The 19,839-nt window shown below is 66.7% G+C and carries 21 protein-coding genes; 1 reads left to right on the forward strand and 20 read right to left on the reverse strand.

The features are described from left to right. Positions 1 to 36 precede the first annotated feature (36 nt). The 5 genes from C8C95_RS21085 to C8C95_RS21105 all read right to left on the reverse strand — a co-directional run bounded on the left by C8C95_RS21085 (position 37) and on the right by C8C95_RS21105 (position 3,366). Complete coding sequence (locus C8C95_RS21085; RefSeq protein ID WP_116749875.1) at positions 37 to 666, reverse strand: DUF3299 domain-containing protein; 630 nt, start codon at positions 664 to 666, stop codon at positions 37 to 39. 42 nt (positions 667 to 708) lie between these two features. Beyond that, positions 709 to 960 (reverse strand): hypothetical protein, encoded by a 252-nt coding sequence (locus C8C95_RS21090; RefSeq protein WP_116749876.1) that lies wholly within the window; start codon positions 958 to 960, stop codon positions 709 to 711. 65 nt (positions 961 to 1,025) lie between these two features. Next, positions 1,026 to 2,264, reverse strand: coding sequence for an FtsX-like permease family protein (locus tag C8C95_RS21095; protein ID WP_116749877.1), 1,239 nt, complete (start codon positions 2,262 to 2,264; stop codon positions 1,026 to 1,028). Next, positions 2,261 to 2,944 (reverse strand): ATP-binding cassette domain-containing protein, encoded by a 684-nt coding sequence (locus tag C8C95_RS21100; protein WP_116749878.1) that lies wholly within the window; start codon positions 2,942 to 2,944, stop codon positions 2,261 to 2,263. Before C8C95_RS21100 ends, C8C95_RS21095 begins: the two co-directional genes overlap by 4 nt. Beyond that, on the reverse strand, positions 2,941 to 3,366 hold the full coding sequence (locus tag C8C95_RS21105) for a Fur family transcriptional regulator (protein ID WP_116749879.1): 426 nt from the start codon (positions 3,364 to 3,366) through the stop codon (positions 2,941 to 2,943). Before C8C95_RS21105 ends, C8C95_RS21100 begins: the two co-directional genes overlap by 4 nt. Before the next feature lie 160 nt (positions 3,367 to 3,526). On the opposite strand from C8C95_RS21105, the gene C8C95_RS21110 reads away from it, so the two are divergent. Further along, on the forward strand, positions 3,527 to 3,781 hold the full coding sequence (locus C8C95_RS21110) for a hypothetical protein (RefSeq protein ID WP_116749880.1): 255 nt from the start codon (positions 3,527 to 3,529) through the stop codon (positions 3,779 to 3,781). 22 nt (positions 3,782 to 3,803) lie between these two features. On the opposite strand, the gene msrA is transcribed toward C8C95_RS21110, so the two are convergent. From msrA to C8C95_RS21185, 15 genes are all read right to left on the reverse strand, one after another. Continuing rightward, positions 3,804 to 4,346, reverse strand: coding sequence for a peptide-methionine (S)-S-oxide reductase MsrA (gene msrA, locus C8C95_RS21115; RefSeq protein WP_116749881.1), 543 nt, complete (start codon positions 4,344 to 4,346; stop codon positions 3,804 to 3,806). Between the two features lie 104 nt (positions 4,347 to 4,450). Further along, positions 4,451 to 5,314, reverse strand: coding sequence for an isocitrate lyase/PEP mutase family protein (locus C8C95_RS21120; protein WP_116749882.1), 864 nt, complete (start codon positions 5,312 to 5,314; stop codon positions 4,451 to 4,453). A gap of 4 nt (positions 5,315 to 5,318) precedes the next feature. Beyond that, positions 5,319 to 6,731: an FAD-dependent oxidoreductase gene (locus tag C8C95_RS21125; RefSeq protein WP_116749883.1), complete on the reverse strand. Its 1,413-nt coding sequence runs from the start codon at positions 6,729 to 6,731 to the stop codon at positions 5,319 to 5,321. Between the two features lie 8 nt (positions 6,732 to 6,739). Then, the gene (locus C8C95_RS21130) at positions 6,740 to 7,375 is read right to left on the reverse strand and encodes an isochorismatase family cysteine hydrolase (RefSeq protein WP_116749884.1); all 636 of its coding nucleotides are present in this window, start codon (positions 7,373 to 7,375) and stop codon (positions 6,740 to 6,742) included. Beyond that, positions 7,372 to 9,444 (reverse strand): hydantoinase/oxoprolinase family protein, encoded by a 2,073-nt coding sequence (locus C8C95_RS21135; RefSeq protein WP_116749885.1) that lies wholly within the window; start codon positions 9,442 to 9,444, stop codon positions 7,372 to 7,374. Before C8C95_RS21135 ends, C8C95_RS21130 begins: the two co-directional genes overlap by 4 nt. Further along, positions 9,441 to 11,150 (reverse strand): hydantoinase B/oxoprolinase family protein, encoded by a 1,710-nt coding sequence (locus tag C8C95_RS21140; RefSeq protein ID WP_207780629.1) that lies wholly within the window; start codon positions 11,148 to 11,150, stop codon positions 9,441 to 9,443. The genes C8C95_RS21135 and C8C95_RS21140 overlap by 4 nt, the downstream gene beginning before the upstream one ends. Continuing rightward, positions 11,143 to 11,661, reverse strand: coding sequence for a 3-isopropylmalate dehydratase (locus tag C8C95_RS21145; RefSeq protein WP_116749886.1), 519 nt, complete (start codon positions 11,659 to 11,661; stop codon positions 11,143 to 11,145). The genes C8C95_RS21140 and C8C95_RS21145 overlap by 8 nt, the downstream gene beginning before the upstream one ends. 139 nt (positions 11,662 to 11,800) lie before the next feature. Next, positions 11,801 to 13,090, reverse strand: a complete 1,290-nt coding sequence (locus C8C95_RS21150; protein ID WP_116749887.1) for a 3-isopropylmalate dehydratase large subunit — start codon at positions 13,088 to 13,090, stop codon at positions 11,801 to 11,803. Next, positions 13,087 to 14,001, reverse strand: a complete 915-nt coding sequence (locus tag C8C95_RS21155; RefSeq protein ID WP_116750399.1) for a tripartite tricarboxylate transporter substrate binding protein — start codon at positions 13,999 to 14,001, stop codon at positions 13,087 to 13,089. The genes C8C95_RS21150 and C8C95_RS21155 overlap by 4 nt, the downstream gene beginning before the upstream one ends. Before the next feature lie 132 nt (positions 14,002 to 14,133). Further along, complete coding sequence (locus tag C8C95_RS21160) at positions 14,134 to 14,871, reverse strand: ABC transporter ATP-binding protein (protein WP_056744789.1); 738 nt, start codon at positions 14,869 to 14,871, stop codon at positions 14,134 to 14,136. After that, positions 14,868 to 15,629 (reverse strand): ABC transporter ATP-binding protein, encoded by a 762-nt coding sequence (locus C8C95_RS21165; RefSeq protein ID WP_116749888.1) that lies wholly within the window; start codon positions 15,627 to 15,629, stop codon positions 14,868 to 14,870. The genes C8C95_RS21160 and C8C95_RS21165 overlap by 4 nt, the downstream gene beginning before the upstream one ends. Next, entirely contained in the window at positions 15,619 to 16,590 is a 972-nt protein-coding gene (locus C8C95_RS21170; RefSeq protein WP_116749889.1) for a branched-chain amino acid ABC transporter permease, read from the reverse strand. The genes C8C95_RS21165 and C8C95_RS21170 overlap by 11 nt, the downstream gene beginning before the upstream one ends. Further along, the gene (locus tag C8C95_RS21175) at positions 16,587 to 17,459 is read right to left on the reverse strand and encodes a branched-chain amino acid ABC transporter permease (RefSeq protein ID WP_116749890.1); all 873 of its coding nucleotides are present in this window, start codon (positions 17,457 to 17,459) and stop codon (positions 16,587 to 16,589) included. Before C8C95_RS21175 ends, C8C95_RS21170 begins: the two co-directional genes overlap by 4 nt. 96 nt (positions 17,460 to 17,555) lie before the next feature. Further along, on the reverse strand, positions 17,556 to 18,758 hold the full coding sequence (locus C8C95_RS21180; RefSeq protein WP_116749891.1) for an ABC transporter substrate-binding protein: 1,203 nt from the start codon (positions 18,756 to 18,758) through the stop codon (positions 17,556 to 17,558). Between the two features lie 47 nt (positions 18,759 to 18,805). Continuing rightward, entirely contained in the window at positions 18,806 to 19,618 is an 813-nt protein-coding gene (locus tag C8C95_RS21185) for a GntR family transcriptional regulator (protein WP_199737480.1), read from the reverse strand. Between the last annotated feature and the right edge of the window lie 221 nt (positions 19,619 to 19,839).

Here is a 19,839-nt window from a genome sequence, read left to right on the forward strand (position 1 = left end):
GATTGCGGCAGAGGCTGCAGCGGCAAAAGCCGTGGATTATTTCACCGGCACCGCGTCCACCACGCGGTAGTACAGGCCATATTGATCATTGGGGAGCACGGTGAACTTGCCTTCCACCACCACGGGCTCCAGCGAATAGCGCACGGGTGTCTTGGCCTTGACCTCGACCATGCTCTCGGGCCCGCCCGGCGTGCAGAACGAGCAGGTCAGCGGCACGGAGGTGAGGATGAAGTGCGTCTGCGTCGGCTTGGCGTCCAGCGGCACCATGAAGCCCTGGATGCGCTGCGTGGTCTTGTCCATGCCCTTCTGGGCGTCGTTGAACACGGGCAGGATGCCGTCTTTGGTGGTCTTCTTGTTCAGGTCGGTCAGCACCGACCAGGGCACCACGTCGTTGCGCCGGGGCAGCGGGGCAATCGGACTGTTGGGGCTGTGATACCCCGCACCCGACCCCGCTGGCACCGCAGTGCCCGCCCCCGCAGGCAGGGGCGACGACAGCACCGGTGCTGCGGCCGCGCCTTCTTTGGCGCGCTCAAAAGCGCCCGGCGCGGGCTTGGTGGCACCGCCTTGCTGCGCATGTGCACCGCCTGCCACTGCCAACGCGGCGGCAATACAAGCCAGGCGAGCCATCTGGCCGGTGACGGGCAAGGGGTTCAAGGTGCGGGGCATGGCGGGGACTCCGGGCGAACAAGCTTCAAGACAAACAGGCGATCAGTGCGCATGCTTCATGCCGCAGTATTTTCCGATGGCCAGGTTCCGGCATGCCGCCTGCAAATCTTTCTGGCACTGGTCGTGGCCCTTGCCGGATTCCAGGCACTTCGCAGCCGCCTCGTGCGCGGCCGCCATCGCACGGTGGCGGGCGATGTCTTCGTGGGTGTCCTTGTCGTTGTGGACTTGGGCGTGGGCCAGCGCACCAACGAGGAGCATGGGGGCCAGGGCAAGCGCGGAGATCAGGTGCTTCATGGTGGGTCCTTCCAGGTGATTCAGAGAATTGGGTTAAACAAAAACGGGGGTGTTCAACGGGACGGTCATGGCTGGCTGAGCAAGTCGGCCACATCGGTCCGGTAGGCCTGCATCGCCGGCAGCAGCGCCGCCACCGCCGCCACGCCTGCGGCCAACAGCGGCACACCGGCTTCGGCGGACAGCCAGATCCAGCCCGTCACCGGCAGCAACCCTTGCGCCTGCAAAGCCCAGCCCAAGGCCTGCGCCAGGCCGTGGCCCAGCAGCAGCCCCAGCATGGACGCGAGCGCGGCCAGCCACAGCGCCTCCCACAGCACCAGCCCGGCCACGCGGCCCGGGGGTGCGCCCAGCATGCGCAGCATGGCCAGGTCAGCGCGGCGCTCGCGCACGGCATTCCACAAGGCGATGAACACACTGAGAGCTGCCACGGCCAGCAGCACGCCGCCAAAGGCCCGCAACACGTCGGCGCCCACGCCCAGCAGGCGCAGCAGGCGCGTGACCTCGATGGCAGGCGCCGCCGCCTGCATTGAGGTGCCGCCGTTGATCAGGCGCGGCAGCGTGATGGCCGCCATGGGCGTGCGATAGTGCACCAGCGCCACAGTCACCTCGCGCTCTTCCTTCAGAATTTCCAGGTCTTCGGCATCGTTGGCCGTGGCGGTCTCGTGCACCATCCAGACGGATTCGGTGCTGGTCAGGATCAGCCGGTCCAGCACACAGCCGCAGGGCGCGAGCACGCCGCTCACGCGATAGGGGTGGTCGCCGTGCGCATGCCCTCCTCCATCCAGGCCATGGCTGCCGATGAAGGTGGCGCCGACCAGCGGCGCACCTGCGTGGCTGGCCTTGACAATGCCGCGCGCCACGCTGGCGCCCAGCACCGCGTCCATGGGCTGCTGCCACAGCGCGCCTTCGGCCAGCGTGGCCGCGTAGTGCGTGATGTAGTCCGGCGTGGTGCCCACGATGCGGAAGCCCTGGTAGCTGTCACCCAGGCTGAGCGGGATGACCTGCGCCACCAGTGGGTTCTTCTGCAGCGTCTGCACCTCTTGCAGGGGGATGTTGCCCGTGGGCACGTCGATGTGGAACACGCCCGCCAGGATCAGCTGCAACGGGCTGCCCTTGGCGCCCACCACCAGGTCGATGCCACTCAGGTCGCGCTCAAACGCCTTGTCGAGCTGTGTGGCCACCAGCAGCACCAAAGTGATGGCGGCCAGGCCCAGCGTGAGCACCAGCAGGTTGAGCACGGCGGCCAGCGGGCGGGACCACAGGTAGCGCCAGGACAGGCGGGCGAGTTTGAATACTCCTGAATTCATAGCTGCTCAGGCATATTCAACCGGCGCTCCGTGCCGATTTCATTCAAATTGAGGGTCTGGACACCCGCCAGGGCGGACACCACACGCTGGTCATGCGTGGCAATCACCAGGCTGGCATCGCAGGCAGCGGCGCTGTGCTGCAGGAGGGCCAATGCGTCGGCCGCCGCCTCGTCGTCCAGACTGGCCGTGGGCTCATCAGCCAGTAGCACCTGCGGCGCCAAGAGGACGGCCCGCGCCAGCGCCACGCGCTGCGCCTGCCCGCCGGAGAGCTGGTGCGGCTTGCGGGCGGCCAGCTCGGCCACCCCCACTTGGGTGAGTGCGCGGTGAATGGCCGCATCGTCACGCGGCAGCCCGGCTGCAAAGTACGCCAGCGCCAGGTTGTCCGCCACGGTGAGTGCGCTGCTGAGGTACAGCTTCTGCGGCAGAAAGCCGATGTTGCGCGCGCGCCAGGCATCGATCTCGGCCCCGCGCTGAGTGCCCAGCTGGGTGCCCGCCACAAACAGGTCGCCCCCGCTGGCGCCGCGCAAGCCCGCCATCAGCGCCAGCCAGGTGGACTTGCCGGTGCCCGAGCGCCCGCGCAGCAGCAGCGTGCCGCCCTGGCGCAGGTCCACATCCGGAAAGCGCAGCGGCGCGGCGCCACCCGTGGCATAGGTGTAGGAAAGCCCCCGGGTGCGGATCATGCGGCAGCGCCCTCTGCCGGATGCGCGCAGTCGGCACAGCGCCCGTGCACTGCAATGTCCACCGCCAGGCTCTCGTGTCCTGCGGTGGCCAGCGCCTGCAGCACCTGCTTGAGGGCGGTCTGCACCTTGGCCGAACCCTGTGACAGGCGGAACTGGCGGTGGCAGTCGTCGCATTCAAACCGCGGTGCAGCGCCCTCCCCCCCTTGCGGCGCCAGCGCATACCGCGTCACGCGGGCGGCATCGACTTGCTTGTGCAGCAGGCCGGCGGCGGCAAAACGGTCGAGCATGCGGTAGACCGTGACCTTGTTGACCGCAACGCCCGCTGCAGCTAAGGCCGCTTCAACCTCGGGCTCTGACAGGGCTGCGTCCGGCCGGGCTTCGTACACTGCCGCCAACGCTCGCGTGGCGCGAGTGGCGCGCATGCCCGGAGGGAGTGCCCAAGGTCGGCTGTGCGGGGTTGAAGAGGGTGCAGTAGGCATAAGAGCTGCGTTGGCGTGTAGCGCTTTTAACGCAATCAGGTTGCATTATGCCCATTCAATTCGCGTCCCTCTACGATCAGGACTCCACACAAAGGGTTTTGCAATGGGCTACGAATACACGTTGAAAGTGCCAAACGAATTCCGAGACACCGTCGCCGAGCACGCAGACGCAGGGATATCGCAGATCTTTGAACGCTTACCTGCGGATGCTCCAAACCATGTCAGCGTGACAGCGGTGCCTGAAGGCTTGCTCATTTGCGACCATTTGTCGCACGAGAGCATGGCAGCAGTGGCGCTGAAAAGGACGATTCAATGGTTGCTTCGGTATGCCACGGAGATCACTGTGGAGGAGGCGTGACAGCGTTTGATGTCGCGACGTTTCAGGCCTTCAGGTACTTCGCAAACGTCTTCCTGAACTTCTCCACCTTCGGCCCCACCACAAACGCGCAGTAACCCGCGTTGGGATGGTTGGCAAAGTAGTCCTGGTGGTAGGCCTCGGCCGTACTGTAGTTCTGCAGTGGCTTCACCTCGGTGGTGATGGGCGCGCCAAACAGCTTGTCTTGCGACATCTGGCGGATCATGGCGTTGGCGATCTCGCCGTGCTCGGGGTTGTCGTAGTAGATGCCGCTGCGGTATTGCGTGCCCACGTCGTTGCCCTGGCGGTTGAGGGTGGTCGGGTCGTGGGTGTGGAAGAAGATTTCCAGGATTTCTTCCAGGCTGATTTCGTCGGCGTCGAACGTCAGGCGCACCACCTCCGCGTGGCCGGTGTCGCCCTGGCAGATCTGCTCATAGGTGGGGTTTATGGTGTGGCCGTTCGTGTAGCCGCTTTCCACGTCGGTGATGCCGCGCACGCGGTCGAAAACGGCTTCGGTGCACCAGAAGCAGCCGCCGCCCAGGGTGATAGTTTGTGGGTTGTGGGCCATGTGGGAGGTCTCCATGCAGTTTCGGGGGAAGAACGTTTACAGCATGGTACGCGCCCTCACCCGCCGCTGTGCGGACGGGGCCACTGCCTTGGGCTCGGCGCGGTTCACTCGTAGCGCCGCCCCTGTTTCATCAACTCGGGCGTGCCAATCAGCGCGTTCAGGCCGTCAAAGTCCATCATCCGGTCCTTGAAGGGCGCCGTGGTCTGGTGCGTGTGCAGGCTGGCGTAGTAGCCCTGCAGCGTGTGCGCCACGGCGCGGGCGGTGCCGCCGGGGAAGATCACGATGCGAAAGCCGCGCTGCTGCAGCTCGGCCGCGCTCTGGATCGGTGTCTTGCCGCCTTCGACCATGTTGGCCAGCAGCGGGATGCGGTGGGCAAAGCGCTGGCAGGCCGCGTCCATCTGCTCGGGGGTGCGCAGGGCTTCGATGAAAAGCGCATCCACACCACATTCCAGGTACGCCTCGGCGCGGTCGAAGGCGGCGTCGATGCCCTCCACGGCCAGCGCGTCGGTGCGGGCCAGGATCAGCGTGTGGGCGCTGCGGCGCGCGTCCAGCGCGGCCTTGAGCTTGCCGCACATCTCGCCCACCGGCACCACCGTCTTGCCGTCCAGGTGGCCGCAGCGCTTGGGAAAGCCCTGGTCCTCGATCTGCACCATGGCGGCGCCCGCACGCTCAAAGCCGCGCACGGTGCGCTGGGTGTTGAGTGCGTTGCCAAAGCCGGTGTCGGCATCGACGATGACCGGCGTGCGTACGCGCTCGGTGATGCGTGCCAGGGTGTCTTCCACCTCGGTGTAGGTGGTCAGGCCCACGTCGGACCGGCCCAGGCGGGTGTAGGCAATCGATGCGCCTGAGAGGTACAGCGCCTCGAAGCCCGCCTGCTCGGCCACCAGGGCGCTCAGGGCGTCGTAGACGCCAGGGGCCAGGATGGCGCGGGGTTCATGGAGGCGTTCTTTGAACGATGAAGGGGTCATGTCTTCACACTTTCTGACGGTTTAGCCCGGCCGCCGTGTTCGCAGCGATGTAGCCACCGGCCACGGCGCTGAGCAGGCCGTTGCCGGAGAGATAACCCCACACCGCATCGCCCGACACGCCACGGGCCGCACCGCCTGCGGCCAGCAGGTTTGGAAATGGCTGGCCGGTCTGCGTCAGCACGCGGCACTGGGCGTCGATGTCCAGCCCGCCCTGGGTGTGGAACAGCGCGCCGGTCACCTTGACCGCGCAGAACGGCGCCTGCAATGGGCGGGCAAATACACGACAGTTGTGGTCGTTCTGGCCGCCAGCGCTAGTGGTATTTGCCAGGGTTGCTATCAATTTTGATTCATCACAACCGATAACCGCTGCCAGCGTCTGCACGCTCTCGCAGTGTTTGACGGCACCAGCGGCCTCGGCATCGACAAAGTCCGGAAAGCTGCGCGCCAGTGCGAGGATGGGCGCATCAAACACATTCCATGCCACGCCGCCCGGCTGCGCCAGCACACGCACCGAGGCCTCGGAGTAGCCCTGCGTCTCGTCGTGAAAGCGCTCGCCCAGCGCATTGACCTGGATGCCGCCTTCCATCATCAGCGCCCACGAGATCAGCGCGCCCTGCGGAATGGCCCAGGAGCCGTGGCCCTGGTAGCCGCCCAGGTCCGCCAGCCGTGCGCCCAGCGCCTGGCCCCAGGCGATGGCGCTACCGTCGTTGCCTGTGTGGCCGGCGAACAGCGCGTCGCGCATCTCGGGCAGCAGCTCGCGCACCATGGACGGGTTGCCGCCAAAGCCGTTGCAGGCCAGGATGAGTGCGTCGCAGGCCAGGTGCTCCAGGGTGCCATCAGGCCGCTCGTAGCCCACGCCGATCACGCGCTGCTGGGCATTGACCCACAGCTCGCGCACGGTGGCTTCGGTGATCAGCGGGATGTCCACCGCCGTCACCGCGTTGGCCAGGCGGCCCATCAGTCCCACGCCGGTTTTCTCGGGCGTGGCGTGCATGCGGCGCACGCTGTGGCCGGGGTACAAAAATCCATCGAGCACCTGCCACTGCAGGCCATGGCGGTCTTGCAGTGCATCGAGCGCCGGGCCGATGGCCTGGGCATAGGCCTGCACCAAATGGGGCGCTGCCCTGCCCTTGGCCTTGGCGCTGATGTCAGCGGCAAAACGCTCTGGGCTGTCATCAATGCCCGCCGCGCGCTGCGCCTGCGTGCCGGGCGCGGGGATAAAGCCGGATGAGAGGGCCGACGAGCCCAGCGGCGTGGCATCGCGCTCCAGCACCGCGCAGTCCACACCGGCGTCGTGCAGCATCAGCGCCGCCGTGAGGCCACAGGCGCCGCCGCCCACGATGATTACTGGCACATGTGCGTCCTGCGCCACGGTGCCGGGTAGGTGCTCGGCATGGCAGATGCGGGGTGTGCTCATGGGCGCATTCATGCGGAAGGGGCGGCCACAGCGGCAGCAAAGTCGGCGCAGGTCAGCACCTGGGCCACGTTGGCCATGTCGGCCACCGAGGTGTCGTGCACTGCCTGCTTGAAGGCCGCGCAGCCGTCGGACAGCACCAGCGTCTGGTAGTCGCGCATGTGTGCATCGCGCACCGTGCTGGCCACGCCCCCGTTGGTGACGATGCCGCACACGGCCACGGTGGTGATGCCTGCGCGGCGCAGCACCCAGTCCAGCTGGGTGTTGAAGAAAGCTGAATACGCCACCTTGCACACCGACACGTCCACCCACGGTGCGATCTCGGCCACATGGGCCTGGCCTGTGCTGCCGGGCGCAAAGTCACCGCGCCGCAGAAACGGGCGCAGAGCCTTGAGGTGTGGCGACACCATGGGTTCGCCCTGCGCATCGGGCCACAGGGTGAACTGGCTGCCCACCACCATGCCGCCCGCCGCCTTGAGTGCCTTGGCCACCGCCGCCACCCGGGGTGGCAAGGCCTGGGCGGCAGCGCTCACCGCGCCACCGCGCGCGTAGGCGCCGTCCGGGGCCAAAAAGTCGTTTTGCAGGTCGATGATGACCAGCGCGGCGTGGTGCGGGTTGATGCTCGGGTTAGGTGCGCCGTGGCTCATGCTGCGCCCTCCCCGTCGGCCCGCACCAGCAGATTGCCCAGCGGGTCCACCGTGGCGCTGAAGCCAGGCTCCAGCCACACCGTGGTGTCGGGCTGCTCCAGGATGGCCGGGCCGTCGATGCGGGTGCCCACAGGCAGGTCCAGGCGTGCGTGGCGCGCGGCGTCCCACCAGCGGCCGGCGTGGAACACGCGCTGCACACCCAGCGAGGGGTTCACCGTGGTGGTCTGCGGGGCCAACACCGTCAGGTCGAACTTGGGACGCACGCCCACGCGGGCGTAGCGCAGGTTCATCACCCGCACGGCGATGTCGTCGAGCACACGGCCAAAGGCGGCGCGGTAGGCGGCCTCGAACGCAGCGCGGATGCCTTCGTGGCTCAGCGCATCAGCCGCCACGGGCACCTGCACGGTGTGGGTCTGCCCGGCGTAGAGCATGTCCAGCGCAATGATTTCCTGCACTTCCACAAACTTCACGCCCGCCGAATCGAGCCGCTGCTGGCAGGTGGCGGCCAGTGTGGCCACGCGCCGACGCAGGTCGGCCACGTCCAGTTCGGCCAGAGGTTTGTTCAGCGTCTGCACGGCGTCGTGGCGCATGTCGGCCATCACACAGCCCAGGGCGGAGGTGACGCCGGGGTAGCGCGGCACGATGCCCGTGCCCACGCCCACCTCGCGCATCATGGCGCACACATGCAGCGCGCCGCCGCCGCCAAACGGCATGTAGGCAAACTGGCGCGGGTCGTGCCCGCGCTCGATGGACACCACGCGCACAGCGCCCGCCATCTTGGCGTTGGCCACCGTGAGGATGGCTTCGGCGGCTGCCATCACATCCAGGCCCAGGGGTCGGGCCACATGGGTCTCGATGGCGTCGCGCGACTTTTGCGCGTCCATGGCGGCCAGCAGGCCACCGCCCAGGGGCCGGTCGGCGGCGATACGGCCCAGCAGCACGTTGGCATCGGTGACCGTGGGCCGGGTGTTGCCTCGGCCATAGCAGGCCGGGCCGGGGATGCTACCGGCCGACTCGGGGCCCACCTGCAGCATGCCGCTGGCGTCCACCGAGGCAATGGAGCCACCACCCGCGCCGATGGTCTCGATCTGGATCATGGGCGAGCGCACCACCATGCCAAATTCAATGGCCGTCTGTGCGGCCAACGCCGCCTCGCCCTTGGCCACCAGCGACACGTCGAACGAGGTGCCGCCCATATCGCCTGTGATCACATCGGGGAAGCCTGCCGCACGCGCAATCGCCGCGCAGGCAATCACGCCCGCCGCCGGGCCCGAGAGCGCGGTGCGCACCGGCACATCGCAGGCCGTCTGGCGCGACATCACGCCGCCGTTGCTTTGCACGATGAGCAGCTCGCCACCAAAGCCCTGCGTGCGCAGGTCGCCCTCCAGCCGCTCCAGGTAGCTGCCCACCACGGGCTGCAGGGCGGCGTTGAGCGTGGCCGTGGAGCAGCGCTCGAACTCGCGGATTTCGGGCAGCACCTCGCTGGCGGCCGTCACATGCGGGTTGGGCCACACGCTGCGCACGGCGGCCACGGCGGCCTGCTCGTTGGCGGGGTTGGCGTAGGTGTTGATGAAGAACACGCAGACAGCCTCGCAGCCCGCCTCCAGCAGCGCGCGCGCCTGGGCCTTGACCTGGTCGATGTCCACGGGCTTGTGCACCGTGCCATCGGCCAGCACACGCTCGTCCACCTCCAGGCGCAGGTTGCGCGGCACGATGGGCTCGAAGCTGCCGCGCAGGCCCCAGGTCTGCGGCCGGTCGCGGCGGCGCATCTCCAGCACATCGCGAAAGCCGCGGGTGGTGATGATGCCGGTGCGTGCCACCTTGCGCTCCAGCAGCGCATTGGTACCCACGGTGGTGCCGTGCACGATGGTGGCGATCTGCGCGGCCGAGTCGGCCACGCGCGCCACGCCGTTCATGAAACCGCGCGCCTCCTCGCCCCGGGTGCTGGGCACCTTGACGATGCGGGCGCTGCCATCGCGCTCGTCCAGTACAAACAGGTCGGTGAACGTGCCGCCCACGTCCACGCCCACCACATACGAAGCCTGATCCGAAACCTTGCCGCTGCTCATGCCTTGCCTTTCGCTGTGGCGGGGGCAGTGACGTAGCCCATCGCCAAATCCTTATCACGCGCTGCTGCGGCCCGTGCGGCCGGTACACCGTACCCACCGCCACCGGGGGTTTCCAGCCGCACGCGCTCGCCCTGCTTCAGGCGGATGCCGATCATCTTGGAGCGCATGGGTGGCTGCTTCCATTCACTATTGTTTTCATAGCTGAAGACGTTCATGGAACTAGCGCTACCGCCCGAAATGCCTTGGGGTGCGGCCTTGCCGCGCTCGCCAAAGATGAACACCTCGGCGTCCTGCTCCAGCAGCTCGATTTCATAGATCGCACCCAGGCCGCCGCGGTGCTCGCCATCACCGCCCGAATCGGGGCGCAGTGCCCATTGCGTGAAGCGCACGGGGTACGCAGCCTCCAGAATTTCGAGCGGCGGGATGGTGGCGGTGGAGATGGGTGCATTGCCATGGCTCAGGCCATCGCCATCGCTGTGCCCGCCGTGGCCGCCACCAAAAAAGCTGAACATGACCCAGCGCTGGCCCTTGCGCGCGGCGTCGGTGCGCAGCCCGGCGATGGACAGTGCGTTGATGGTGCCGTAGGCCTGGGCCATGGCGCGCTTGGGGTCGGCCTGCGCAGTGGCGCTGAAGATCACATCGATCATGCGCAGGATGGTCTCGGTGTAGCCACCCACCGGGCGTGGCCGTGCGGCGCTGATGACTAGCCCCTCGGGCAATACAAAGTCCACCGCGTCCAGCACACCGGCATTGGCAGGCACATCGGGAAAGAGATGCTTGAGCGCCACGTAGCACGCCGCAATCGCCGTGGCGCGCGAAATGTTGACGGGCCCGGCGCATTGCGGCGAGGTGCGCGAGAAGTCGAGCGTGAGACGCTCGCCCTGCACCGTCATGTCGAGGGCGATGGTCAGCGGTTCGTCCTTCACGCCGTCGTTGTCCAGGATGTCGCTGAAGCTGTAGCGCCCGTCGGGCAGCGCCGCGATGTGCGACTGCATGAGCTTGACGGCGCGAGTGCGCAGTTCCCCCATGGCCTGCTGCACCAGGGCGTCACCATATTGGTCCAGCAGGTCGTGCAGGCGCCGCTCGCCCAGGTCCAGCGCGGCCAGCTGACCGTTCAAGTCGCCCCACAGGCTGTCGGGCAGGCGGGTGTTGGCCTTGAGGATGGCGAGCACGTCGTCGTCGAATACGCCGCCGCGCACGATGCGCACGGGCGGGATCTGCACGGCCTCCTGCCAGCATTCGGTGGCGGCCGGGTTGTAGTTGCCGGGCACGTTGCCGCCCACATCGTGCCAGTGCGCGGCCGATGCCAGAAAGCAGTACAGCTTGCCACCGCGAAAGAAGGGCCGCACCAGCTTGAAGTCGTTGGCGTGCGTGCCACCCTCGTAGGGGTCGTTGAACAGCCAGGTGTCGCCCGCCGTGATGCCACCGCGCTCGCCCGCTGCCCGCATGGCAGCGCGCACGGCGAAAGCCATCGCCCCCACAAACACGGGCAGGCCCGATTTGCCCTGCACCAGCGTGTCGCCACTGACGGCGTCGTACAGGCCGTGGCAGGCATCGTGCGCCTCGGCAATGATGGGGTTGAACGCGCTGCGGTACAGCGTGGCATCCATCTCGTCGGCGATCTGCTCCAGGCGGCCGCGCAAGACAGCCAGGGTGACAGGGTCCATCGAGGGCGGTGCGGTGGTGGTGGTGTTGTGTTCAGCCATTGACGGCCTCCTTGCCAAAGCGGGTGCGCAACTGGTTCAGCAGACCGCCAGCGCGCACCATGTCCATGAGAAACGGGGGAATCGGATCGCAGGCCAGCGCGCGGCCCTGGGGGGTGATGACAGCGGGCGCTTGCCAGTCGAGCGTGACGGCATCGCCGTCACCCAGCGCACCCAGTGCATCGGCCTCGGCGCAGGTCAGCAGCAGCAGGCCCAGGTTGAAGGCGTTGCGAAAGTACAGGCCGCTGAACGACGGTGCGATGACCGCGACGATGCCCAGCCGCACCAGCACGGCGGCCGCCTGCTCGCGCGAGGAGCCAATGCCGAAGTTGGGGCCAGCCACGATCACATCGCCCTTGCGCACACCGCCCACGAAATCGGGCCGCACCGATTCGAGGCAGTGGCGCGCCAGCACGTCCAGACCGTGCTTCATGGCATGGCCGGGGGCGAGTACATCGGTGTCGATGTCAGCGCCAAGGCGCCATACCCTGTGAATATTCGTCATGTCGTTCATCCAACGCGCGGTGTATGAAACCGGCAAGGCCCAGACCAGTGCCACCGTGGAACTGGCTTTGCCAGGCCACCGGTGGCGTCCCCCTCCCGCGCAGCGAGAGAGGGGGAAGGCGCGAAGCGACTCAAGGGGTGAATCATGCTCATGCGAGTACCTCGCGGGGGTCGGTGATGCAGCCGCGCACGGCCGATGCCGCCACGGTGTACGGCGACGCCAGATACACCTGCGCGGTGGCCGAGCCCATGCGGCCCTTGAAGTTGCGGGCGGTGCTGGAGATGACGGTGGTGTTGTCTCCTACCGTGTCGCCATAGCCTGCGCAGGCACCGCAAGTGGTAGGGAACAGTTCGGCCCCCGCGTCCTGCAGCACCTGCAGAACGCCCTCGTCGCGCGCAGCGGCCTGGTCCTGCTGGCTGGCAGGGGCCACCATCAGGCGCACTCCACTGGCCACGCGTTTGCCGCGCAGCACCGAGGCGGCAGCGCGCAGGTCGTCCAGCTTGGCGCCCGTGCAGGCACCGATGTAGGCCACGTCGATGCCCTGCCCTGCGTGCTGTGCCACAGGTGCGGAGTTGGCCGGGCTATGGGGCGCAGCGACCTGCGGCGTGAGCGTGGTGGCGTCAAAGGTGTGGCGCGTGAGGGCCGCGCCTTCATCCGTGCGCCAGGCATCCAGCCCCTGAAGGTCTGCGTCGGGCACGCCCGCCGCCCGCAACCACTCGCGTGTGGTGGCGTCGGGGGCAATCAGACCGGCCTGGGCGCCCAGCTCGGCGCTCATGTTCGAGAGCGTCATGCGTTCCTGCATGCCCAGCGCCTGCACGGCGGGGCCAGCAAACTCCACGGCCTGGTACTGGCCGCCGTTCATGCCAAAGCGGCCAATCATGTGCAGCATCATGTCCTTGGCGGTCACACCGGGGGCCAGCTGTCCGCTCCAATGCATCTGCAAGGTGTGGGGCACGCGCAGCCAGATTTCGCCGGTCACCACCACGCCCAGCATTTCGGTGCTGCCGATGCCAAACATGTAGGCGCCGAATGCACCGCCTGTGGGCGAATGCGAGTCGCCGCCCACGCAGAACATGCCGGGGCGGATATGTCCGTGCTGGGGCACCACCACATGGCAGATGCCCTGGCCGTCATACACATGGGGCAAAGCCTGCTCGCGCGCCCAGTCGCGGGCGATGCGCACGATGCGGCGGGATTCTTCGTCGCGCTCGGGCAGGTAGTGGTCCATGACAAGGACCACGCGCGATTTGTCCCAGATCTGCGCGCCCAGTTCGTCGAGCATGGGTTTGAGGCGCCGGGGGCCGGACGAGTCGTGGAACATGGCGAGATCCACCCGGCAGTTCACGATTTCACCGGGTGTGACGCTGGCGCGGCCGCTGGCGCGGGCCACCAGCTTCTGGGCCAGGGTGCTGGCCACAACATCAGGGGTGGCGGTCATTCGGGTTTGGCCCCGGCAAACTTCACCACCTTGGCCCAGCGCGGGATTTCGGCCTGCACAAAACGCGCAAACTCGTCCGGGCTGTTGCCCACGGGCACGGCGCCCTCCAGCTCCAGCCGCTTTTTCACGTCGGGGGTGGCAATGGCCTGGCGTGCGGCATCGCTCAGACGCTTGGCCAGCTCGGGGTTCATCTGCCCCGGGCCAAACAGGCCAAACCAGGCGCTGGATTCGTAGCCCGGCAGCACCTCGGCAATCGCAGGCACATCCGGAAAGGCGGGCAGGCGCTTGGCACTGGTCACGCCCAACGCCTTGAGCTTGCCCGCGCGGATCTGCGCCTGTGCATTGCCGACGGCGGCGAACATCAGGTCGACCTGCCCGGCCAGCACATCCTGCAACGCGGGCGCAGTGCCCCGGTACGGGATGTTGACGATGTAGGCGCCCGACTGCATCTTGAAGGCATCGCCCGCCAGATGCAGCGATGAACCCACCGCGCCAATCGCAAAGTTGAGCTTGCCTGGCTTGGCCTTGGCCAGCGCGATCAGCTCACGCACATCTTTGGCAGGCAGCGAGGGGTGGGCCACCAGCACCGAGGGCGAGGTGGCCACACAGGTCAGCGGGGTGAAGTCCTTGACAGGGTCAAACGGCAGCGAGGGGTAGAGGCTGGCGTTGATGGCATGGCTGGTGAAGCTCATGAGCAGCGTGTTGCCATCGGGTGCGGCCTTGGCCACCGCATCGGCGGCAATGTTGCCGCCCGCACCGGGCCGGTTCTCGACGATCACGGTGCGGCCCAGCAGGCGGCCCATTTCGATGGACAGGGTGCGCGCCAGGGTGTCGGTGGAGCCGCCGGCCGGGGCGCCGACTAGGATGCGGATGGGTGTGGACTGGGCAAAGGCCCGCACACCCATCAGCATGGCCGGCACAGGGGCAAAAGCTTGGAGGATTCTGCGGCGTTGGATCATGGTGTGGTGTCTCCTTCTACGGTCACAGCGCAGGCATCACCCTGCCTTGGTCAAACGGGATGGCATGGCCGAGGAGCATGGGATTCAAAGGCCCAGATAGGCGCGGCGCAGGTCGTCGCTGCGCAGCAGTTCGTCGGGCGCGCCGGAAAAGCGGATGCTGCCGTTTTCCATCACGTAGGCACGGTCCGCAATCTCCAGCGACTGGCCCACGTTCTGCTCGACCAGCAACACCGCCAGTCCGGTGGCACGCAGCTGGCGAATCAGGCCGAACATCTCCTCGACCAGCAGGGGCGACAGGCCCAGCGAGGGCTCGTCCAGGATCAGCAGGCGGGGTTCGGCCATCAGGCCCCGGCCAATGGCCAGCATCTGCTGCTCGCCGCCGCTCATGGTGCCCGCGAGCTGGGTGGTGCGCTCCTTCAGGCGTGGAAAGGTGGCAAACACCTTGTCGATGTTGTCGGCCCGGCGCTCCCGTGCGCGGGTGAAGCTGCCCAGCGCGAGGTTTTCGAGCACGCTGAGGTTCGGGAAAATTTTGCGCCCTTCGGGTACCTGGATCAGCCCGGCCTTGACGACCTCGGTGTAGTGCGCGCCGCTCAGGTCCGCACCGCCAAAAGCGACAGTACCGTCCCAGGCCTTGTAAATGCCACACACGACGTTGTTGAAGGTGGATTTGCCCGCGCCGTTACTGCCCAGCAGGGCCACGGTCTCGCCGGGCTGGACCTGCAGGTCCACGCCCCGCAGGACCTCGACGCGGCCGTAGCCGCCGCGCAAGCCCGCCACGCTGAGCAAGGGGCTGGATGCGGACGATGGTACGGCGCTGCTCATGCGGCCTCCTTCGCGGCAGCGGCACGCAGGCGCGCCGCCGTGCCGTGGCCCAGGTAGGCCTCGATCACGCGCTCGTCGGACGTCACCACGCCCGGGCTGCCCTCGGCAATCAACTGGCCCTGCGCCAGCACCCACACATGCTCGGCCAGGTTCATCACGGCCTGCATCACGTGCTCGATCATCAACACGGTCACGCCACCATCGGCAATGCCGCGCACCACGGGAATCATCTCGGCAATCTCCTGGGGGTTGAGGCCCGCCAGCACTTCATCGAGCAGCAGCAGGCGCGGTTGTGTCGCCAGCGCGCGCGCCAGTTCCAGCCGCTTGCGGCCCGCCACCGTGAGGTCGGCTGCAGGCTTGTCCAGCTGTGGCGAAAGGCCCACGCGGGCCGCTACGTCGCTGGCCAGCGCCAGCGCCGCGCGGCGGTTGGGCTCCCTCAGGTGCGCGCCCACGGCAATGTTTTCACGCACGGTTTGTGCCGCAAACGGCTGCACGATCTGGAAGGTGCGCGTCATGCCCAGCCGGGCATTGAGATGGGGCGCCTGGGCGGTGATGTCCTGACCTGCGAAGCGCACCGTGCCTGCGTCGGGCCGTACAAAGCCCGACATCAGGGCAAACAGCGTGGTCTTGCCTGCGCCATTGGGGCCAATCAGCGCCGTTAACGAACCTTCTGGCACCGCCAGGCTCACGTTTTGCACGGCTTTCAGGCCGCCGAAGGATTTGCTCAGGCCACTGAGCTGCAACAGGTCATTGGCCATGGCGGCCTCCCGAACGTTTCCACACCGCCACCACCGACTGCCCAATGCCTGCGATACCACGCGGCAGGAACATCACGATGAGTACCAGCACCACGCCGTAGATCACCATGTTGATGCCCGGCAGCTGTCCGAACAGGTTGCGCGTGATGTCGGCCAGGATGTGCAGCACCAGGGCGCCCAGCACGGGCCCCCAAACGGTGCCGATGCCGCCCACGATGGCGGCCACCAGGGCCTCTACCGACGTGACGGAGCCGTAGGCAATGCCCGGGTCGATGTACTGGAACACCTGCACATAAAACGCACCGGCTGCGCCCATGAAACCGCCAGACAGTGCGATGGCGCCCATCTTCACGTTGAAAGGATTCACGCCAATGGCGCGCGCCGCGTCTTCGTTGTCGCGCACGGCCTGCAGCCAGGCGCCAAAACGCGAGTTCTTGAGCCACCAGCTCACCAGCAGCGCCAGCGTGACCAGCGCCAGGATGAGAAACACATAGCCCTTGCGCGATCCGAACTGCATGTTGCCCAGCGACTCCTTGAGCGGCAGCATCAGGCCCACACCCGCCCCGGTGAACGGCACCGACAGCGCCAGGATGCGGAACACCTCGGCAAAGGCCAGCGTGACCAGCGCAAAGTACGAACCCTTGAGCCCGTAGCGGAACGACAGCCCGCCCACGAACAACCCCACCAGCGCACTGCCCGCCACGGCCATGGGCAAGGCCACCCAGGGGTTGATGCCTCCTTGCATCTGCGCAATGGCCTGGATGTAGGCGCCCGTGCCAAAGAACAGTGCATGGCCGAACGAGAACTGCCCGCCAAAGCCGCCCAGGATGTTCCATGCCTGGGCCAGCAAGGCAGCGTAGAGCGCCATCGTCACAAAGTTGAGCAGCACGCCGGAGTCCGACACGCCCGTCACGGCCGCCACGATGGCCGCGAACACTCCAATGGTCCAGAGTTGCTTCATGCCTTGGCTCCAAACAAGCCCTGCGGGCGGAACAGCAACACCGCGATGAAGATGGCAAAGATGCCGATCTGCCCCAGGGATTCGCCCAGATACAGGCCGCCCAGCGACTCCACCACCCCAATCAGCAGCCCTCCCACCAGCGCGCCGGAAAAGCTGCCCATGCCGCCCAGCACCACGATGGTGAAAGCCACCAGCACAAAGCCGCTGCCCACCTGCGGATTCACGTAGTAAGCCGGTAGCAGAAAGCACGCGGCCGCCCCCAGGCAAGCCAGGCCGATGCCAAAGCTCATCGCGTACACGTGTTCCACGTTGATGCCCATGAGCTTGGCGCCATGCTTTTCCTTGGCCACGGCACGGATGGCGCGGCCCAGGTCCGTCTTGCCGACGATCCAGAGCAAGACGCCCGACACCACCAGCGCCCCGGCAAAGGCCACCAGCTTCGGAAGCGCAATCATGGCGGGGCCTACAGCGACGGTGGTCAGCGTGTAGGCCGTTTCGATGGTGCGCGTGTCGGACTTGAAGAACAACAGGGCGAGGTTCTCCATCACGATGGAGATGCCCAGCGTGACCAGCAGGATGTTCTCGTCCTTGCCGTGGCTGGCGCGGTTGATCACCAGGCGCTGCAGGCCATAGCCCAGGGCGAACATGCCAGGCACCAGGATGGGCAGCGCCAGGTAGGGGTCGAGCCCGAAGTGCTGCTTGAGCAGGTACACGGCGTACAGCGCCAGCATCAGCGACGCGCCATGCGCGAAGTTGATGATGTGCAGCACGCCGTAGATCAGCGTGAGCCCGAGCGCGATCAGGGCATAGACCGCGCCCGTCGTCAGGCCGTTCAGGAGGGAGGGAAAGAGGATGCTGAGCTCGAACATGGGTGTGGAGTCCGGCGTTCAGGCAAAGGCGCGGCCTGGCGCTCCGCGTGGGAGCGCCCCGCAGCCCCTGCATTCAGGGCCGAAAATTGGTGGGTGTCAGGCCTTCAGCGGGAAGAGCGGGTCCGCTTCGCGGTAGTCACGCGGGACGATGACCTTGATGTCCTTGTTCAGCACCTGGGTCATGAGCGGCTGGGCACCCTGGTTCTGTCCATTGACGAATTTGGTCGGGCCGTACGGCATGATGTGATCGGCAAAGGTGCTCTTTTCCAGTGCGTCGATGAGGGCGGCACGGTCCATCGACTTGGCGCGCTCCAGCGCATCGGCCAGCAGCCACATCGAGGTGTAGGTCATGAACAGCTCGTAGCTGAAGAACAGGCCCTTGGCCTCGACCCGCTTCTTCAGGTCCTGCGCGCGCTTGTCCTTGGGATTGAACCAGTGGTTGCAGTCGATGATGCCGTTGGCAGCGTCCGGAAACTCCTTGACGAACTTGTAGCTCGACGCCGCCCCACCCAGCACCGAGTAGATCGCCTTGGGCGTGACCTTTTGCTGCTGCATGGTGCGCACCAGCAATGCGTATTCGTTGTAATAGTTGGCGGGTATGACGATGTCGGGGTTGATCGCCTTCATGCGCAGCACGATGTTGTTGAAGTCGCGCGTGGGGTTGGCGTGCTTGACGACTTCCTTGACCTCGTAGCCGTAGCCGGGCAGCTCACGCGCCAGCAGTTGCGCAGTGCCGGTGCCAAACAGCGATTCTTCATGGATGATCATCACTGTTTTGGCGGGCTTGCCTGCGGCCGTGTTCAGCACATGCAGGTTGGCCACGGCGGTCTCGGCGCATTTCTTGTAGCCGGGGCCAAAGCGGAAGGTGTTCTTGAGGCCGCGCTCCACAATCTGGTCGGCCACACCCACATCCACGATGTGCGGCAGGTTGTACTTGGCAGCGGCCTGCGTAGTGGCCAGGCAGATGGCCGAGGCAAACGCCCCCACCACGGCAGACACGCCCGCTTCATTCATCTTCTCGACCTCGGCGGCACCGGCCTGAGGCTGTGACTGCGCATCGCCCAGCAGGGCTTCGAGCTTGGCGCCGCCCAGAGCCTTGATGCCACCAGCCTTGTTGATGTCTTCAATGGCCATCATCGCGCCTTCGCGGCATTGCTGGCCCGAATAGGCCAGTGCGCCGGTCACCGGGTGCAGCACCCCCACCTTGACGGACTTGGCCTGCGCCCCGCCCACCAGCGGGAAGGCCAGCGCCGACGCGGCGGCAGCCGACTGGGACATGAAATGGCGGCGAGTACTCATGGGCATTCTCCTGGCAGGTGGGTCGGGTTGAGGTTGGAGGAACGGATTCAGTGGAACTGGGCCGACAGCTCTTTGCTGACCCAGACCTTGGCGTCGATGCTGCCCACACGGGACAGCTGCATTTCGTATTCGTAGCGGTCCGGCCGGTAGAGGCCGTGCAGCCACTGCACAGGGCGCTCCTGGTCGTCATAGATGAGACGGCGCACAGCCAGCAGTGCCGAGCCCACCGAGACATCCAGGTGCCGGGCCACGACAGCGTCAGCCAGCTTGGCCGAGATGGTCTGGTGCGCGCGGCCCACCTTGACGCCCGACTCTTCGAGCAGCACCAGGATGGGCTTGCGCGCCAGCTCGCGCCGTCCGAACTGGCGGGCAATGTCGGCGGGCACATAGGTGGTGATGTGCGACAGCGGCCCCTCTTTGGTGCTCCGCACCCGGACCGCCTTTTGCACGGCGTCGCCCACTGCAATATTCAGTGCACCGGCCACGGCACGCGATGCTGTGACCGTATCCACATCCAGCACCTTGACCGAGGTGCGCAGGCCCATGCTGACCAGGTTCTCCAGCAGGCCGGTGAGATGCGCGCGGCTGCTCTCGCCCTCGCCGCCCGCGCCGTTGGCGGTGGCTGGGGCGGGAGCCAAAGGGCGGGTGCCCCGGCCGGGCTCGCGGGAGATCATGCCCTCGCCTTCCAGCAGCTCCAGCGCGCGGCGCACCGTGACACGCGCCACCGCGAACTGCCGCATCAGCGCCAGTTCGCCCGGCAGACCATCGGCAAACCGCCCCTCTTGCAACTGCTCGCGCAGCACCAGATAGATCTGGTGGTACTTGGGGAGCGGCAGATTGTTGGACGGCATGGAGGTCATATTAGGAATAGTTCTAATGTCCTGTCAATAAGACATTTAGGAGCGAAATTTGTCTTGCTGCAGACATTTGCGGCACCGGTGCACTGCACCGAGCGCACGCAACCACCGTGCCAGCAAGGAGAGATGTGCACCGCAGCAATGCGAAACGGCGCGCTTTTTGGCGGCATGTGACAAGGCCGCATTGACGCGCCCACAGGCACTGGCTACATTACTAACCAGTC

The sequence above is a fragment of the Acidovorax sp. 99 genome (assembly GCF_003096455.1).
Lineage (GTDB): Bacteria > Pseudomonadota > Gammaproteobacteria > Burkholderiales > Burkholderiaceae_C > Acidovorax > Acidovorax delafieldii.

What these genes read in the sequence shown, in the direction of transcription:
- C8C95_RS21085 (WP_116749875.1), bottom strand. Translation starts at nt 666, where the DNA reads ATGCCCCGCACCTTGAACCCCTTGCCCGTCACCGGCCAGATGGCTCGC.
- C8C95_RS21090 (WP_116749876.1), bottom strand. Translation starts at nt 960, where the DNA reads ATGAAGCACCTGATCTCCGCGCTTGCCCTGGCCCCCATGCTCCTCGTT.
- C8C95_RS21095 (WP_116749877.1), bottom strand. Translation starts at nt 2,264, where the DNA reads ATGAATTCAGGAGTATTCAAACTCGCCCGCCTGTCCTGGCGCTACCTG.
- C8C95_RS21100 (WP_116749878.1), bottom strand. Translation starts at nt 2,944, where the DNA reads ATGATCCGCACCCGGGGGCTTTCCTACACCTATGCCACGGGTGGCGCC.
- C8C95_RS21105 (WP_116749879.1), bottom strand. Translation starts at nt 3,366, where the DNA reads ATGCGCGCCACTCGCGCCACGCGAGCGTTGGCGGCAGTGTACGAAGCC.
- C8C95_RS21110 (WP_116749880.1), top strand. Translation starts at nt 3,527, where the DNA reads ATGGGCTACGAATACACGTTGAAAGTGCCAAACGAATTCCGAGACACC.
- msrA (WP_116749881.1), bottom strand. Translation starts at nt 4,346, where the DNA reads ATGGCCCACAACCCACAAACTATCACCCTGGGCGGCGGCTGCTTCTGG.
- C8C95_RS21120 (WP_116749882.1), bottom strand. Translation starts at nt 5,314, where the DNA reads ATGACCCCTTCATCGTTCAAAGAACGCCTCCATGAACCCCGCGCCATC.
- C8C95_RS21125 (WP_116749883.1), bottom strand. Translation starts at nt 6,731, where the DNA reads ATGAGCACACCCCGCATCTGCCATGCCGAGCACCTACCCGGCACCGTG.
- C8C95_RS21130 (WP_116749884.1), bottom strand. Translation starts at nt 7,375, where the DNA reads ATGAGCCACGGCGCACCTAACCCGAGCATCAACCCGCACCACGCCGCG.
- C8C95_RS21135 (WP_116749885.1), bottom strand. Translation starts at nt 9,444, where the DNA reads ATGAGCAGCGGCAAGGTTTCGGATCAGGCTTCGTATGTGGTGGGCGTG.
- C8C95_RS21140 (WP_207780629.1), bottom strand. Translation starts at nt 11,150, where the DNA reads ATGGCTGAACACAACACCACCACCACCGCACCGCCCTCGATGGACCCT.
- C8C95_RS21145 (WP_116749886.1), bottom strand. Translation starts at nt 11,661, where the DNA reads ATGAACGACATGACGAATATTCACAGGGTATGGCGCCTTGGCGCTGAC.
- C8C95_RS21150 (WP_116749887.1), bottom strand. Translation starts at nt 13,090, where the DNA reads ATGACCGCCACCCCTGATGTTGTGGCCAGCACCCTGGCCCAGAAGCTG.
- C8C95_RS21155 (WP_116750399.1), bottom strand. Translation starts at nt 14,001, where the DNA reads ATGCTGATGGGTGTGCGGGCCTTTGCCCAGTCCACACCCATCCGCATC.
- C8C95_RS21160 (WP_056744789.1), bottom strand. Translation starts at nt 14,871, where the DNA reads ATGAGCAGCGCCGTACCATCGTCCGCATCCAGCCCCTTGCTCAGCGTG.
- C8C95_RS21165 (WP_116749888.1), bottom strand. Translation starts at nt 15,629, where the DNA reads ATGGCCAATGACCTGTTGCAGCTCAGTGGCCTGAGCAAATCCTTCGGC.
- C8C95_RS21170 (WP_116749889.1), bottom strand. Translation starts at nt 16,590, where the DNA reads ATGAAGCAACTCTGGACCATTGGAGTGTTCGCGGCCATCGTGGCGGCC.
- C8C95_RS21175 (WP_116749890.1), bottom strand. Translation starts at nt 17,459, where the DNA reads ATGTTCGAGCTCAGCATCCTCTTTCCCTCCCTCCTGAACGGCCTGACG.
- C8C95_RS21180 (WP_116749891.1), bottom strand. Translation starts at nt 18,758, where the DNA reads ATGAGTACTCGCCGCCATTTCATGTCCCAGTCGGCTGCCGCCGCGTCG.
- C8C95_RS21185 (WP_199737480.1), bottom strand. Translation starts at nt 19,618, where the DNA reads ATGACCTCCATGCCGTCCAACAATCTGCCGCTCCCCAAGTACCACCAG.